The organism is Stenotrophomonas sp. GL_101, from assembly GCF_057835675.1.
This window is the reverse complement of record NZ_CM174432.1, coordinates 1,110,406-1,125,708: the sequence shown is the minus strand read 5'-3', so window position 1 is coordinate 1,125,708 and position 15,303 is coordinate 1,110,406. Positions and strand designations below refer to the sequence as shown.

The window sequence follows — 15,303 nt, the reverse complement described above, 5'->3', positions numbered from 1 at the left end:
GTATGCAGGGTGATTCCCGCAGCCTGCATGCTGCCTACCATAGCCACGCAGTCAACGGCCACCGCGCCGTGACGCTCCCGGTTCTCCGGGCAACCAAAAAATCGATTGGCAACATTGCCTGGGAGGGGAAAATGTTGAACCGCAAGCGCAGCGCGCTGAGTATCGCGCTGGCCGTCGCCCTGACGCCGTTGATGGCGTCGGCGCAGACCGCCGAACCGAACACCACCACGCCACCGGCCGGTACCGCGGCCACCAACCTGGACACCGTGCAGGTCACCGGCATTCGTCGCGGCATCGAGAACGCGATCGCGATCAAGCAGGACGCCACCTCGGTGGTGGAAGTCATTTCGGCCGAAGACATCGGCAAGCTGCCCGATGTGAGCATCGCCGAATCGCTGGGCCGCCTGCCCGGGCTGGCTGCGCAGCGCGTGGCCGGGCGCGCCCAGGTGATCAGCGTGCGCGGCCTGTCGCCGGACTTCGCCACCACCCTGCTCAACGGGCGTGAAGTGGTCAGCACCGGCGACAACCGCAGCGTCGAGTTCGACCAGTACCCCTCGGAGCTGGTCAACGGCGTGACGGTCTACAAGACCCCCGATGCAGCCCTGGTCGGCCAGGGCCTGTCGGGCACCATCGACATGCAGACGGTACGCCCGTTGAGCTTTGCCGAGCGGGTGATCGCCATCAGCGGCCGCTACCAGAAGAGTTCGCTGGGCAAGGCCGCCAATGTCGACCCCTACGGCAACCGTTTCAGCGCCAGCTACATCGACCAGTTCATGGACAATACCCTGGGCATCTCGATCGGCTACGCGCACAGCGACATGCCGATCCAGGAAAACCAGGTGGGCCTGTACGAGCCGTGGACCACCGAAAATACCGACAACGGCAACCGTCCTGGCCTGGCGCCGGGCACGGTGTTCTCCGATGGCATCAAGGCCTTGCGCCGAACCGGCAACAACAAGCGCGACGGCGTGATGGCCACCGTGCAGTTCCGCCCGTCCAACGTGTGGACCAGCACGCTGGATGCGTTCCACACCGAAGCCGAGCAGATCGACACCGCCAACCAGTTCGAGGTCAACCTCAGCAACTACAACGGCAACTACAGCCCCGGGCTGTTGATCACCGCCCCACAAGTGAACGCCGATGGCACCTTCACCGGTGGCAGCGCCAGTGGCGTGTACCCGCTGGTGCGCGGCATGTACAACAAGCGCAAGGACAAGATCGACGCGTTCGGCTGGAACAACGAATTCAACTTCGAGCGGGTCAAGGTGGTTGCCGACGTCAACTACTCCAAGGCCACGCGCGATGAGCTGAACCTGGAAAACAACCTGCAGCTCACCCCCATGCCGCAGCTGGATACAGTGGGCGTGGTGGTCAACCCGAACGGCTTCTCGCAGATCCGCCCCGGGCTGGACTACGCCGACCCCGATGCGCTGTTCCTGACCAACACCATCTACGGGTCCGGCTACGGCAAGGTGCCGCAGGTCGAGGACCGCCTGAAGGCCGCACGCCTGCAGGCGACCTTCGCCTTGCCCGAATCGCTCAGGTGGTTCTCCGACCTGGACGTGGGCGTGAACTACGCCGACCGCCGCAAGGACAAGACCCAGGCCGAAGGCAACATCCTGCTGGGTGACCAGGGCGATGCCAACATCGCCGGCGACCTGCAGTACCGGCCGGTCAACCTGGGCTTCGCCGGGCTGGGCAATATCCCGGCCTGGAACGTCCCCGGCGCGGTGGACCGGTACATGGTGTTCAACCCGGTCACCAACCTGGACTACCTGATTCCCAAGGCCTGGACGGTGCAGGAAAAGACCAGCACGGCCTGGTTGCGCGCCAACATCAACACCGACATTGGTGACGTGGGCCTGCGCGGCAATATCGGCGTGCAGATGATCCGCACCGACCAGAGTTCGCAGTCGAACTACTTCGACCGTTCGCGACCGGACGGCCAGAACATCCTGCCGATCGACAGTGGCAAGACCTACACCGATTGGCTGCCCAGCCTGAACCTGGCCTTCATGTTCCCGCACCAGCAGACGCTGCGCTTGGCTGCGGCCAAGCAGGTGGCCCGCCCGCGCGTGGACCAGATGCGCGCCGGCCTGGAGTTCGGCGTGGATACCGCCACCGGCAAGCCCGGCGGCAGCGGCGGCAACCCGCTGCTGGATCCGTGGCGGGCGACCGCGCTGGATCTGTCCTACGAGAAGTACTTCGGCGAGAAGGCCTACGTGGCCGCGGCGATCTTCTACAAGGACCTCAAATCGTACGTCTACACGCAGTCGCGCGATGACTACGATTTCAGCGACCTGCTGAGCAGCTACGTGATTCCGCCGGGCATGACCGCTCCGCTGCTGACCACCGGTACGTTCTCCGCGCCGGAGAACGGCCAGGGCGGCAAGCTGAAGGGACTGGAACTGACCGCCTCGTTCCCGCTGGACATGCTCACCGACCGCCTGCGTGGCTTCGGCGTGCAGGCCAGTGCGACCTTCAACGACAGCGACGTGAAGATCCTGGACCCGGAAAGTGCTTCCAGCGTGGGCAGCGAGCCGATCGCGCTGCCGGGTCTGTCCGAGCGGGTCTACAACTTCACCGCCTACTATGAGCGCAGTGGTTTTGAAGCGCGTGTCAGCCAGCGCCGTCGCTCGGATTTCATCGGTGAGATCGGCAACTTCAACGGCAACCGCACGCTGCGTTACGTGGTAGGCGAGAACGTGACCGACGCGCAGGTCAGCTACACCTTCGCCGATGGCACCGCGCTGCAGGGGCTGACGTTGTTGCTGCAGGGAAGCAACCTGACCAACGAGCCGTACCGTACCTACGCCGGCAGCAAGGACCGCCCGCTGGAGTACGTCGAGTGGGGCCGCACCTACATGCTGGGCGTGAACTACAAGTTCTGAGCCGGCCGTAAGGGCAACATCAGAAACCCGCTGCGCGAGCAGCGGGTTTTTTCATGCGCAACAGCAGAGCAACGGCAGCAGATCAACGGCAGCAGATCAACGGCAGCCAGCACGGTGTCGCTACCGGTTTGGCAGGTATGGGCAAGGTTGCGGGACACGCCGTGAATCCATCCATGGAGGCTCGTGTACGGCATCCATGCCGTACACGGTCCCGCAACCTTGCCCATACCTGCCCTTCGATATGTTCCCGTTGCTCACAGAAGATCAACGACACCAGCATCACGACCGCCAGCGTGCAGCAATCCGTCGCACGCCCTGCACCACCGCTGTTGATTCCGCTTTCCTGTGCACACCCGCCCACTGTCGAGGGTGGGGGTGCGTGGGTTCGCGGGACCGTTGGGCGCCATGGATGGCGCTCACGAGGCTACATGGACGTACTTGCGCCGTGTCCCGCGAACCCACACACCCCCGCCCAGCCAGAACGCACGAAGCACCGGACGCCGTTCGCCGTTCGCCCTTGATCGCCTTACAAAAAAAGAGGGCGAAGCCAGAAGCTCCGCCCTCTCAATACCACCGGAAAATCGAATCAATCCCGACGCGCGCAGTACATCGACTGCGCCGACAACAGCAGCTCGCCACCCTCGGCATGGCCCACATCCGGTCCCGGCACGGCCAGCGCATGCCACGCACCAACCGGCAACGCCACGCGCACCGCCTCGGTGGAAAGATTGAAGGCCAACAGCAACGTCTCGCCCGCATGGCCGCGCTCGAACATCAGCACCGGCTCGGCCGTCTCCAGGAACACGATGTCGCCTACCAGCAGCGTCGGCATCGTCCGCCGCCAGGCCAGGAACTGCCGAAACGCATTCAACACCGAGTGCGGATCCGCCGATTGCACCGCCACCGACAGCACCCGATGCTCGGCCGGAATCGGCAACCACGGCTCGCCCGTGGTGAACCCCGCCAACGGCGCATCGATCCACGGCATCGGCGTGCGGCAACCATCGCGGCCCTTGAAGTTCGGCCAGAACGTGATGCCATACGGGTCCTGCAGCGCCTCGAACGGCACCTCGGCCTCGCCCAGCCCCAACTCCTCGCCCTGGTACAGGCAGATCGAACCGCGCAGCGAACACAGCAGCGCCACCAGCAGCCGCGCCAACCGCGGCTGCGCCGGATGCCCGCCCCAGCGGGTCACCGCGCGCTCCACATCGTGGTTGGAGATCGCCCAGCAGGGCCAGCCCTCGGTCATCGTCGCTTCCAGCCGCGACACCGTGTCGCGGATGTAGCCGGCGCTGAAATCCTTCACCAGCAGCTCGAAGCTGTAGCCCATGTGCAGGCGGCCCGGCGCGGTGTACTCAGCCGTGGTGGCCAGCGCATCCTCGGCCGAGATCTCGCCCAGGCTCACCGTGCCCGGGTACGCATCCAACAGCACCCGCAGCTGCTCGATGAACGCAATGTTCTCCGGCTGCGTGTTGTTGTAGTAGTGGTACTGATAGGCGTACGGATTGTCCGCGCTGAAACCACGGCCCAGGCGCTTCTCCCGTGGCTTGGCCGGGTTGTCGCGCAGCTGCGCATCGTGGAAACAGAAATTGATCGAATCCAGCCGGAAACCATCCACGCCCCGGTCCAGCCAGAACCGCACATAGTCCAACGTCGCCTGCCGCACGGCCGGATTGTGGAAATCCAGGTCCGGCTGGTCGGCCAGGAAGTTGTGCAGGAAGTACTGCTCGCGACGCGGCTCCCACTGCCAGGCCACCCCACCGAAGATCGACATCCAGTTGTTGGGCGGCGTGCCGTCCTCGCGTGGGTCGGCCCATACGTACCAGTCCGCCTTAGGATTGGTGCGGTCCTGGCGGCTTTCGCGGAACCAGGCATGCTCGATCGAGGTATGGCTGAACACCTGGTCGATCATCACCTTCAGGCCCAGCGAATGCGCCCTGGCCAGCAGCCGGTCGAAATCGGCCAGATTGCCAAACAGCGGATCCACATCGCGATGGTCGGCGATGTCGTAACCGAAATCGGCCATCGGCGAGGTGAAGAACGGCGAGATCCAGATCGCGTCCACGCCCAGCGCGGCCACGTAATCCAGGCGTTCGATGATGCCGGGCAGATCGCCTACGCCATCGCCGTTGGCATCCAGGAAACTGCGCGGGTAAATCTGGTAGATGACGGCACCGCGCCACCATGGAGTCTGCGACATCGAGGGCCCCCCTCCGGGCTTCCACGGCACCCGCGGACGGGTGCAAAAAACGACCCGACAAGCTTATCCGCGTGCCTGTGGTGGTGGCGATGCATGCATACGTATTCACCTGCCGGCCCAGCCGCCGCGCGGGCGCGACGCGGCGGAAAACCGCTCCCACCCCGGGTTTCGGCCTCGGCCGCCCGCCGCCCTGCCCGTTCAAACCGGCCGGCAATGGGTCGGCAACGGGTCTTCGCAGGCGGAAGACCACCACACCGCCTATAATTCAGGTCAAGCCTGAAAGTCAGAACGCATGACCATCACCGAAGACACCCGCCCCGCGCTGGGCCTGCCCCAGATCCAGACGCTCGCCGCGCCCGACATGGCCGCCATCGATGCGCTGATTCGCCGCCGACTGTCCTCGGATGTCGTGCTGATCAACCAGATCGCCGACCACATCATCTCCGCGGGCGGCAAACGCCTGCGGCCGATGTTGGTCATGCTGGCCGGTCGCGCGGTCGGCCAGGCCGGCCCGGAACACCACCAGCTGGCGGCGATCATCGAGTTCATCCATACCTCCACCCTGCTGCACGACGACGTGGTGGACGAATCCAGCCTGCGCCGTGGCCGCAGCACCGCCAACGCGCTGTGGGGCAATGCGCCGAGCGTTCTGGTCGGCGATTTCCTGTACTCGCGCAGCTTCCAGCTGATGGTGGAACTGGACCGCATGCCGGTCATGCAGATCCTGGCCGACACCACCAACCGCATCGCCGAAGGCGAAGTCCTGCAACTGTTGCATGTACACAACCCCGATACCGACGAAGCGGCCTACCTGCGCGTGATCGAGCGCAAGACCGCGGTGCTGTTCGCCGCCGGCACCCGCTTGGGCGGCCTGGCCAGCGGCGTTGACCAGGCGACCCAGCAGGCGCTGTACGACTACGGCATGCACCTGGGTTATGCCTTCCAGATCGCCGACGATGTGTTGGATTATTCGGCCAATGCCGACGAGCTGGGCAAGAACCTGGGCGACGACCTGGCCGAGGGCAAGGCAACCCTGCCGTTGATCCACGCGATGGCGCATTCGGACGCGGCCACCCGCGAGCGCCTGCGTGCGATCGTGCAGAACGGCGAAGCCGAGGCGATGCCGGAAGTGCTGGCGGCGATCCACGCCACCGGCGGGCTGGACTACAGCCGCGCCCGTGCCGAGGAATATGCCGCCGCCGCCGAGCGCGCGCTCGACGGCCTGGCCGACAATGATGCCGTGGCCGCCCTGCGCGGCCTGGCCCGTTACGCGGTGCGGCGTTCGCATTGACGGCAGGCGTGCCGACCAACGGTCGGCATTTGCCGCGTGTGTCTGGAGCGCGGTTTTCGTCGCGGGACACCGGTCGCCGCATGCCGGTAGGTACCGACCGTTGGTCGGTACCCGCGCCAGGCATCGCCGTTCGTGCGCTATCGGCCGACCGTCGGCAAACAGGCCGCGATGTCAGCGGCGTTCGAACCGCTCCTCGAAGAACTCGTCCAGCGCCTTCCAGGCGCGCTTGGCGGCGCGTTCGTTGTACAGGCAGCCCGGCGGGCTGTTGGCGTCGGCCTCGGCGAAGCAATGCACCGCGCCGCTGTAGTTGGTGAACTCCCAGTCGACCTTGGCTGCGTTCATTTCCTGCTCGAAGCTGGCGATGTCGTCCTTGCTGACGCTCTTGTCGTCGGCACCATTGAGCACCAGCACCGACGGATGGCGGCCACCGGCCTTGGCTGGCAACGGTGAACCCAGCCCGCCATGCAGGCTGACCACGCCGGCCAGCGGTGCGCCGGCCCGGACCATTTCCAGCACGGTGGTGCCACCGAAGCAGAAGCCGACCGCGCCGATCCGCGACGCGTCCAGCGGCGCCTTGCCGGCCTGGGCCTTGAGCACGTCGATGGCCTTCAGCGCGCGCGCCCGCAGCAGCGGGCGCTCGTTGCGCAGCCGGGTCGCCACCGGCCCGGCCTCGGCGTCGGTCTTCGGGCGCACGCCCTTGCCGTACACATCGGCCACCAGCACCACATAATCGTCGCCGGCCAACTGCTTGGCCTTGGCGATCGCCGAGTCGTTGACGCCCTTCCAGTTCGGCACCATCACCAGCCCGGGGCGCTTGTCGCTGTCGCCGTCGTCGTAGACCAGCACGCCACTGAAGGAGGTGCCGTCCAGCTGCCATTCCACTGGTTGGGTCTTCATTGCCGCCATCGCCGGCAGCGCCACCATCCCCAACAGCACCGCCGCGCCCCACCGCCATTGCCTGACCATGCGCCTGCTCCTCCGGACAAGAACCCCGAGTGTAGGACGGCCGGGCGAACACCCCGTGTAGAGCGGGGCTCTGCCCCGCTGCCGTTGCGCACCCTCCGTAGGGCCGGCAGCCGACCAACGGTCGGCGCTACGAAATGCCGATGCCTGCGATCGCGGTGATCGCCTCCGGGTCGAACCCGGCCAGTGCGGCGAAATGGCGGCCGCGTGCGACGTAATCGCGATACACCCCGTAGCTGGGCGCGCCCGGCGACATCACTACCACCCCGCCCTGCTCGCCCAGTGCGATGCGGGCCAGTTGCATCGCCTCGGGCAGGTCGGCGGCGGCGTGCAGGCCGAAGCGACCGGCATCGGCCAGCGGCTGCAGCAGCGCATGGATGCGCGGGCCATTGGCGCCCATCGTGATGATCTCGACCGGGGGCACGTCGTGCGCCATATGGGCGACGAAGTCGTGCCAGTCCAGGCCGCGGTCATGGCCACCGACCAGCAGCGCGATGCGCCGTCCACTGAAACACTCCAGCGCCGCCAGGCTGGCATGCGGGGTGGTGCTGATCGAATCGTTGACGAAGGTGATGCCCTGGTCGGTACCCAGGGTCTGCAGCCGATTGGGCAGCGGCCGGAAATCCTGCACCGCCGGCGCCAGGCCCACCGCATCCAGCCCCAGGGCCTCCACCGCGGCCAGCACCGCGCACAGGTTGCCACGGTTGTGCCGGCCCGGCAGGGGCGTGTGCGCGGTATCGAACACCGCCTGTTCGCCGCGATACACCATGTCATCGCGCATATGCCAGCCCTGCGGCTGGTTGAACCACACCACCGTGCTGTGCGGCAACGACAACGCGGCCAGGTGCGGGTCGGCGGCGTTGAGCACGGCGATGCGCGGCTGCGCCTCGGTGACCAGCCGCAGTTTGTCTTCGATGTAGCGGGCCTGGCTGCCGTGCCAGTCCAGGTGTTCCGGGAACAGGTTGAGCACCACCGCTACCTGCGGGTGCGCGCCACTGCGCCCGACCTCGCCGGTCTGGTAGCTGGACAGCTCCACCGCCCAGTAGTCCGGTGCTGGTTGCGGTGCCAGCACTTCCAGCAGCGGCAGGCCGATGTTGCCGACCAGTGCGGTGCGCGCGCCGGTGGCACGCAGCAGGTGCGCCAGCAATGCGGTGGTCGTGCTTTTGCCCTTGGTGCCGGTCACGCACACCGTGTCGCGCACGGTGCCGTCGGCATCGGCATGCTCGGCGAACCACAGCGAGGTGCCCCCGATGAACCGGGTGCCCTGCGCGCTGGCGTGCAGGGCGGCCTCACCGTACGGGCTGATGCCAGGCGATTTGATCACCACCTCGAAGGCGGCCAGTGACGCCGCGCTGACATCCGAGCGCACCGCCAGCAGGCCACCGGTTTCTTCCACCGCAGCGGCCACTTCGGGCTCGGGGCAGAACAGGGTCAGCGGCAGCGACGGCAGCCGCTGCTGCAGCACGCCGAACGCGGCGCGCCCTTCCCGTCCCCATCCCCACAACGCAACGCGCTTGCCTTCAAGCTGCGAAATTCGCACGCAGGCGCTCCCAGATCGGGGCAGGAATGCGGTGCTCGCCTTCCAGCACCAGCAACGGCGCGATCGGCAACTCGGCCGCGACCAGATGGGGCTGGATGTCGTTGCAGAAGCGCTTCACCAGCGCATCCTCCTTCCACTCCGGGCGCGCGGCCAGCGCGGCCATCGCCGCCCGCGATTCACGGCCTTCGCCAACGCACTCGAACGGCTTGTGGTCCTGGAACTCCAGCAGGGCATCAAAGCCACCGGCTTGGTCCGGGTCGTCCAGCAGGTTGCGTCCAAAGATGCCCACCAGGCGGGTCTTGGGCATGAACGGCGCCAGCGCCAGGAACACGAAGTGGCACTTCGGGCAGACCCCGCACCAGCGGTTCACCGGGCGCTCGCCAAGGATGTGGAAATTGCGGTTGCAGCTGGAAAAATGTGCGTCGTAGAAATCACTCTTGGCGAACTGGCGCGCCACCGCCAGCTCCGACAACGGGCGCAGCAGCGAGTAGTACTGCAGGTCGGCGGCAACATGCTGCTGCAGGTATTCACCGAAGGCCTGCTCGAACGCCCAGCCCTTGGACCACTGGTGATTCACCTCGCCGGTGCCGGGGATCTGGCTGCCATAGCTGGCCGAGCGCTCATTGGAGAACACCACCTGGTCCACGCCCTGCAGCAACGCGGCCAGCACGATGATCGCCGAGTTCACCGCCGTCACCGGGATGTGACCGTTCCACGCGCCCTGGCGGTTCAGCTCGAACAGCTCCGGGGCCAGCGCGCGGCCGATGTTCAGCGTGGGCAGGCCGGTGCGTTCGGCGCAGGCACGGATCAACTGCGAGGCGCCGATCCAGGTCACCGTCTCGGCGATGCCCAGGCTGCGCAGCGCTTCGATGCTGACCAGCGAATCCTTGCCGCCACCGATGGCCACCAGCGCGTGTTCGCGCAGGCCCACCGCCGGCGCGGCGAAAGCATCGCCCTGCACCGGCAGGCGGAAGCGGCCGCGCAGGTTCAAGCCGTTGCGATAGGCAAACTCGCCCAGGCCATTGAGGTAGACGTCCTCCACCAGTGCCGCGGTGGCCGCATCGATGGCGTAACCGTCGATGCGCACCTGCGCGGGCACGCCGGCCTTGTAGTAGCTGACGCCGGCTATCAGGTGCAACAGGCGCAACGCATGCTGCACCGCCTCGCCGCGGGCGCCGTCCAGCACGAACGGGGCACCGGGAATGGTCACCGTCTCGATCAGCTCGGGGCCGTCGTCGAAGGCATAGACCAGGTTCGCCACACCGCTGTCGGCGGCGAAATCGCAGCGGACGAAGCGGAACACGGCAACCTGGTGTTTATCGAAAGCAGTCATGGTGTATCCGGTTCAGAGCGCGGCCGTGCGTGTGCACGGCACGCCTTCAAGGGTGGGCGGGCGGCGGCGCTCAAGCGACGTCATCGATGACGTCCTCACGCGGCAGCTCGCGCTGGTTGTAGGTGTTGGCCATGACATAGCCGTAGGCGCCGGCATCGGCGATCAGCATCACATCGTCTGGCGCAGTCGACACCGGCAGCTTGCGACGCTTGCCGAACACATCGCTGGATTCGCAGATCGGTCCGACCACGTCGAACGCCGCCTCGGCGTAGCCGCCCAGCCGGCTCAGGTTCTCGATGTCGTGCCAGGCGTCGTACAGGGCCGGGCGCATCAAGGTGTGCATGCCCGCATCCAGGCCAACGCGGCGCACGCCGTCCTTCTCGATCACCTGGGTGGCACGGGCCAGCAGCACGCCGGATTCGGCGACCAGGTAACGGCCCGGCTCGATCGCCAGGCGGAACGCCGGGTGCACGGCCTTGACCTCGGCCAGTCCGGCCGCCCACGCGTCCAGGTCGAACGGTTCATCGTCGGCGCTGTACGGAATCGGCAGCCCGCCCCCGATGTCGATGGTCTCCACGCTGCCGATGCGACGCGCGAAACCGGCCAGCTCATCGCACATCAGGCGCCAGTGCTGCGCGGTTTCCACGCCACTGCCCAGGTGCGCATGCAGGCCGACCACGCGGGTGCCCAGGTCGGTGGCCAGGCGCACGAACTCGTCCACGCGGGCGATCGGCAGGCCGAACTTGGAGTCCTTGCCACCGGTGCGGACCTTGGCGTGGTGGCCTTCGCCCCGGCCCAGGTCCACGCGCAACCACAGCTCGCGGTTGGCGAACAGCTCGGGCCAGCGCTGCAGCGCTTCCACATTGTCGACGGTGACCGTCACGCCCAGCGCGAAGGCCGCTTCGTACTCGGTGCGTGGGGCGAAGCTGGGGGTGAACAGCACGCGCTTGGGCGACAGCGTCGGCAGCGCGTTGAACACATGCTTGAGCTCGCCATGCGAGACGCACTCCAGGCCGAAGCCCTCCTGCTCCAGCACGGCCAGGATGGCCGGGTGCGAATTGGCCTTGATCGCGTAGTAGCGCTGGTCGATCGCCTTGATCGCCTTCAGCGCGCGGGCACGCGCGCGCACCGTGGGCAGGTTGTACACGTAGCGCGGCGTACCGGCCTGGGCCAGCTGCAACAGGTGCTCGCGCTGGCCCCGCCACCAGGCGGTTTCGCGCGGGCGGACAGTGCCGGCGATCTCGCGCCAGCGCGGGCCGAACACTTCGCCCTCCTCCACCGGCATCGCACCGCTGTCGATCAGCTCGGCATGCAGGATCGGCAGCAGCCCGTCAGCATCGGCCTCATCGATGACGAAGGTCAGGTTCAAGTCGTTGGACGACTGCGAAATCATATGCACGCGCTCACGCCCGAACGTGGCCCACACGTCCGACAGCTTGTGCAGCAGCGAACGCATGCCGCGGCCGACCAGGGTGATCGCCGCGCACGGCACGATGATCTTGACCTTGCAGATCTGCGACAGGTCGGCCGACAGCGCGGCCAGCACATCGGTATTGACCAGGTTCTCGGACGGGTCCAGCGAGACGGTGACGTTGGTTTCGGCCGAACCGATCAGGTCCACCGACAAGCCATGCTTCTTGAACAGCCCGAACACGTCGGCCAGGAAGCCCACCTGCTGCCACATGCCGATGCCTTCCATGGACACCAGCACGATGCCGTTGCGGCGGCTGATCGCCTTCACTCCCGGCACCGGCGCGGCATTGCCGTCGATGCTGGTCCCCGGCAGTTCCGGGCGTTCGGTATCCAGGATCGCCATCGGCACGCCGGCGTCGCGGCATGGCTTGATCGAGCGCGGGTGCAGCACCTTGGCGCCGGTGGTGGCGATTTCCTGCGCTTCGTAATAGTCCAGGCGGGTCAGCAGGCGCGCGTCCGGGACCTCGCGCGGGTTGGCGCTGAACATGCCTGGCACATCGGTCCAGATCTCCACGCGGCTGGCGCCGAGCAGCGCACCGAAGTACGCCGCCGAGGTATCCGAACCACCGCGACCCAGGATGGCGGTACCGCCATCGGCATGCCGCGAAATGAACCCCTGGGTGATCAGCATGCGGGTGGGCTGGGCACGGAAACGCGTGGCCCAGTCCGCATCCGAACGCCACTGGCAATTCACCGACAGGCGCTGCGACCAGTCGCTCTGGTTGGGCTGCGGCGGCAGTGCATCGAGCCATTGGCGCGCGTCCATCCAGCCGAAATCCAGGCCGCTGGCGCGCAGGTAGGTCGCCCCCACCGTGGAGGACAGCAGTTCACCCTGGCCGAGCACCTCGGCCTGCCACTCAAGCGGGCGGCCGGCCGCACGCGGGTCCTCGAGCAGGCCGGCCAGCGCATCCAGGCGCACATCCAGCGCCGCCGCGTCCAGCTCCAGCTCGGAGAGGAACGCGCGATGGCGCGCCACCAGCGCGTCCACGCGGGCGCGGCTGTCGGCAGCACCATCGGCAATGGCGGTCAGCTCATTGGTGACCCCCGACAGCGCCGAGACCACCACCAGCACGCGCGAGCCGGTCTCTTCCGCCCGTTTTTTCGCCAGCGTCCCGATCGTGTCCCAGCGATGACGACGCGACACGGAGGTGCCGCCGAACTTCAGTACGATCCAACGATCGACAAGGGGGGAAGCTGACATGGAGGTAGGGAGGGTTTCGTAGTGAGGGGGAGGATTGCCCGGCACACCGGCCGAACCCCCGATTCTATGCCAAGCCCGGCCCCGGCAGTGGGCAGGCCGGGATTGGTAAGCTGCCCGGCCGTTCCATGGACCCTTCCCCATGACCTCACGCCGTTTCCTGCAGCTGGACGTGTTTTCCCCCCATCCCGGTGCCGGCAATCCGCTGGCGGTGGTGCTCGACGCCGAGGGTCTGGACGATGCGGCCATGCAGGCGATCGCCCGCTGGACCCGGCTGCCGGAAACCACCTTCGTGTTCCCCGCGCAGATGCCCGGCACCAGCTACCGCATCCGTATGTTCAGCCCGCAGAAGGAAGTGCCGTTTGCCGGCCATCCCAGCGTCGGTACCGCCCACGCGGTGCTGGAGGCCGGGCTGGCCACGCCGGTGGACGGCGTGCTGGTGCAGGACGGCATTGCCGGGGCACTGCCGTTGCGCGTGGACGGCGACGGCGCGCAGCGCCGCATTGCCATCCGCACCCCGCGCGCCCAGGTGGCCGAGGTGAGTGGCGCCGACGACCCGCGCCTGGCGGCGGCCCTGGCCGGCTGGCCATTGGGCGCGTTGCCACCGGCACGGATGGCCGGCGGTCGCAGCTGGTGGGTGGTTGCGCTGGCCGACGAAGCCGCGCTGCGCGGCCTGCAGCCGGACTGGGCGGCGATCGCCGGGTTGGCCGAAAGCACCGACAGCATGGGGGTGTTCGCCTTTGCGTACAGCCAGGGCCAGCCGTGGGACCTGGCGGTTCGTGCGTTCGTCGGCAATGGCCGCCGGTTTGAAGATGCCGCCTCCGGCGCGGCCAATGCCGTGCTTGCCGCCTGGCTGGACAGCCGCAACGCCCTGCCCGGCGGCGCACGCCGTTATGTCGTCAGCCAGGGCCGTGAAGTGGGGCACGATGCACGCCTGAGCCTGCAGATAGACGCCGCCGGCGAGGTCTGGTCCGGCGGCCAGGTGCAGACCGTGATCCGCGGCAGCCTGGACTGGTAATTGCCCGCACCGGGCCGTCTCCGGACAGGTTCACGCCCTGCTATGGATACCCGACACGAAGGGACGGGGCCGACCCATGGCCGGCGCCGTCCCTGCGCGGGCTGGCAATCAAGCCAGTTCGGCGTCGAGACTGATCGGTACCGCGCTCAACGCCTTGGACACCGGGCAGTTCTGCTTGGCATCATCGGCAATCGCGCGGAACTGCGCGGCGTCGATCCCGGGCACCACGGCCTTCACCGTCAGGGTGATCTGCGAGAGCTGCGGGCCCCCGTCCATCGAGAGGTCGACCTTGGCCTCGGTATCCAGCGAGGTCGGTACGAAACCGGCTTCGGTGAGCTTGGCCGACAGGGCCATGGTGAAGCAGCCGGCATGCGCGGCGGCGATCAGCTCTTCGGGGTTGGTGCCCTTTTCATCGCCAAAGCGGCTGCTGAAGGCATAGCGGGTCTTGTCCATCAAGCCGCTCTGCGGCGTGCTCAATTGTCCCTTGCCTGTCTTGAGGTCACCTTCCCAGTGCGCGGTGGCATGACGCGAAATGCCCATCGGTGTGTCTCCTGCGGATGAATGGCAGCTCCAGCGTAGATCGCACGGCGTTAGCGTCGCGTCGGGCCGGTGCCTTCACCGTGGCACGACACCGTCGAAATAGCGCGACGGCCGCCGCCATTGCGAGAAAAAAACCGCTGTTTTCAAGGGGTTTGCGCATGTTCCAGCTGTTTTTCGCCGGCCGCGCCGCGCGCCGTCCTGGCCTTGGCAACCCCTGTTTTCCGGGCATGACCTGATGCGCTGCGGTAACCGGCAGGCAGGAAATCACGAATTTTTATGCGATTGCCTATTGGCGCGGCCGCCGGGTTGCCCTACATTTCGCTTGCCGACCGGGTTCGGCGCGACCACACAACCAACCGTTCACGGAATCAGGAAACCATGGCAAAGACCGCTAAGAAGGCTGCCCCGAAGAAGGCAGTAAAGAAAGTCGCTACCAAGGCAGCCGCAAAGCCGGCCGCTCCCAAGCCGATCAAGGACGCACTGAGCAAGTCTGGTCTGGTTGCACACATCGTTGAAGCGTCCGGCGTTGTTGCCAAGGACGTGCGCGCCGTACTCGCCTCGCTGGAAGGCGCGGTGGCCGCTTCGGTGCACAAGAAGGGCGCTGGCAGCTTCACCCTGCCGGGCCTGCTGAAGATCACCACCGTCAGCGTTGCCGCCAAGCCGAAGCGCAAGGGCATCAACCCGTTCACGAAGGAAGAACAGTGGTTTGCCGCCAAGCCGGCATCCACCAAGCTGAAAGTGCGTCCGCTCAAGAAGCTCAAGGACGCCGCGCTGTAATCAGCGCGTTTCCTGCAGCACCGAACGGGGCGGCCATTGGCCGCCCCGTTTTTTTTGGTTCTTCGCCCCGCCTGGGGGA

At 66.9% G+C, this 15,303-nt stretch carries 10 protein-coding genes; 4 read left to right on the top strand and 6 right to left on the bottom strand.

Features of this window, described 5'->3' with window-relative positions; translation table 11 throughout:
• Positions 1-131 precede the first annotated feature (131 nt).
• Positions 132-2,891 (top strand): TonB-dependent receptor, encoded by a 2,760-nt coding sequence (locus AC3IR9_RS05220; protein ID WP_489294495.1) that lies wholly within the window; start codon positions 132-134, stop codon positions 2,889-2,891.
• Positions 2,892-3,477: 586 nt separating this feature from the next.
• On the opposite strand, the gene AC3IR9_RS05215 is transcribed toward AC3IR9_RS05220, so the two are convergent.
• Positions 3,478-5,091 carry an alpha-glucosidase gene (locus AC3IR9_RS05215; RefSeq protein ID WP_489294493.1) on the bottom strand — a complete coding sequence of 538 codons (1,614 nt, stop codon included), beginning with the start codon at positions 5,089-5,091 and terminating at the stop codon, positions 3,478-3,480.
• A 292-nt stretch (positions 5,092-5,383) separates the two neighbouring features.
• Here AC3IR9_RS05215 and AC3IR9_RS05210 point away from each other — a divergent pair, with 292 nt between their 5' ends.
• Positions 5,384-6,382: a polyprenyl synthetase family protein gene (locus AC3IR9_RS05210; protein ID WP_489294492.1), complete on the top strand. Its 999-nt coding sequence runs from the start codon at positions 5,384-5,386 to the stop codon at positions 6,380-6,382.
• A 171-nt stretch (positions 6,383-6,553) separates the two neighbouring features.
• On the opposite strand, the gene AC3IR9_RS05205 is transcribed toward AC3IR9_RS05210, so the two are convergent.
• The 4 genes from AC3IR9_RS05205 to AC3IR9_RS05190 form a co-directional block, all read right to left on the bottom strand.
• On the bottom strand, positions 6,554-7,348 hold the full coding sequence (locus AC3IR9_RS05205) for a dienelactone hydrolase family protein (RefSeq protein WP_489294490.1): 795 nt from the start codon (positions 7,346-7,348) through the stop codon (positions 6,554-6,556).
• Positions 7,349-7,475: 127 nt separating this feature from the next.
• Entirely contained in the window at positions 7,476-8,885 is a 1,410-nt protein-coding gene (gene murD / locus AC3IR9_RS05200; protein WP_489294489.1) for a UDP-N-acetylmuramoyl-L-alanine--D-glutamate ligase, read from the bottom strand.
• Positions 8,866-10,218, bottom strand: coding sequence for a UDP-N-acetyl-alpha-D-muramoyl-L-alanyl-L-glutamate epimerase (gene murL / locus AC3IR9_RS05195; RefSeq protein WP_489294487.1), 1,353 nt, complete (start codon positions 10,216-10,218; stop codon positions 8,866-8,868). Before murL ends, murD begins: the two co-directional genes overlap by 20 nt.
• A gap of 70 nt (positions 10,219-10,288) precedes the next feature.
• Positions 10,289-12,892, bottom strand: a complete 2,604-nt coding sequence (locus AC3IR9_RS05190; RefSeq protein ID WP_489294486.1) for a bifunctional aspartate kinase/diaminopimelate decarboxylase — start codon at positions 12,890-12,892, stop codon at positions 10,289-10,291.
• A gap of 139 nt (positions 12,893-13,031) precedes the next feature.
• Between AC3IR9_RS05190 and AC3IR9_RS05185 the strand changes: the two genes are divergently transcribed.
• Complete coding sequence (locus AC3IR9_RS05185) at positions 13,032-13,907, top strand: PhzF family phenazine biosynthesis protein (protein ID WP_489294484.1); 876 nt, start codon at positions 13,032-13,034, stop codon at positions 13,905-13,907.
• 108 nt (positions 13,908-14,015) lie between these two features.
• Here the strand turns inward: AC3IR9_RS05185 and AC3IR9_RS05180 are convergent, their stop codons facing one another.
• Complete coding sequence (locus AC3IR9_RS05180; RefSeq protein WP_489294483.1) at positions 14,016-14,447, bottom strand: OsmC family protein; 432 nt, start codon at positions 14,445-14,447, stop codon at positions 14,016-14,018.
• A 378-nt stretch (positions 14,448-14,825) separates the two neighbouring features.
• On the opposite strand from AC3IR9_RS05180, the gene AC3IR9_RS05175 reads away from it, so the two are divergent.
• Complete coding sequence (locus tag AC3IR9_RS05175; protein WP_489294481.1) at positions 14,826-15,224, top strand: HU family DNA-binding protein; 399 nt, start codon at positions 14,826-14,828, stop codon at positions 15,222-15,224.
• The last annotated feature ends 79 nt before the right edge of the window (positions 15,225-15,303 follow it).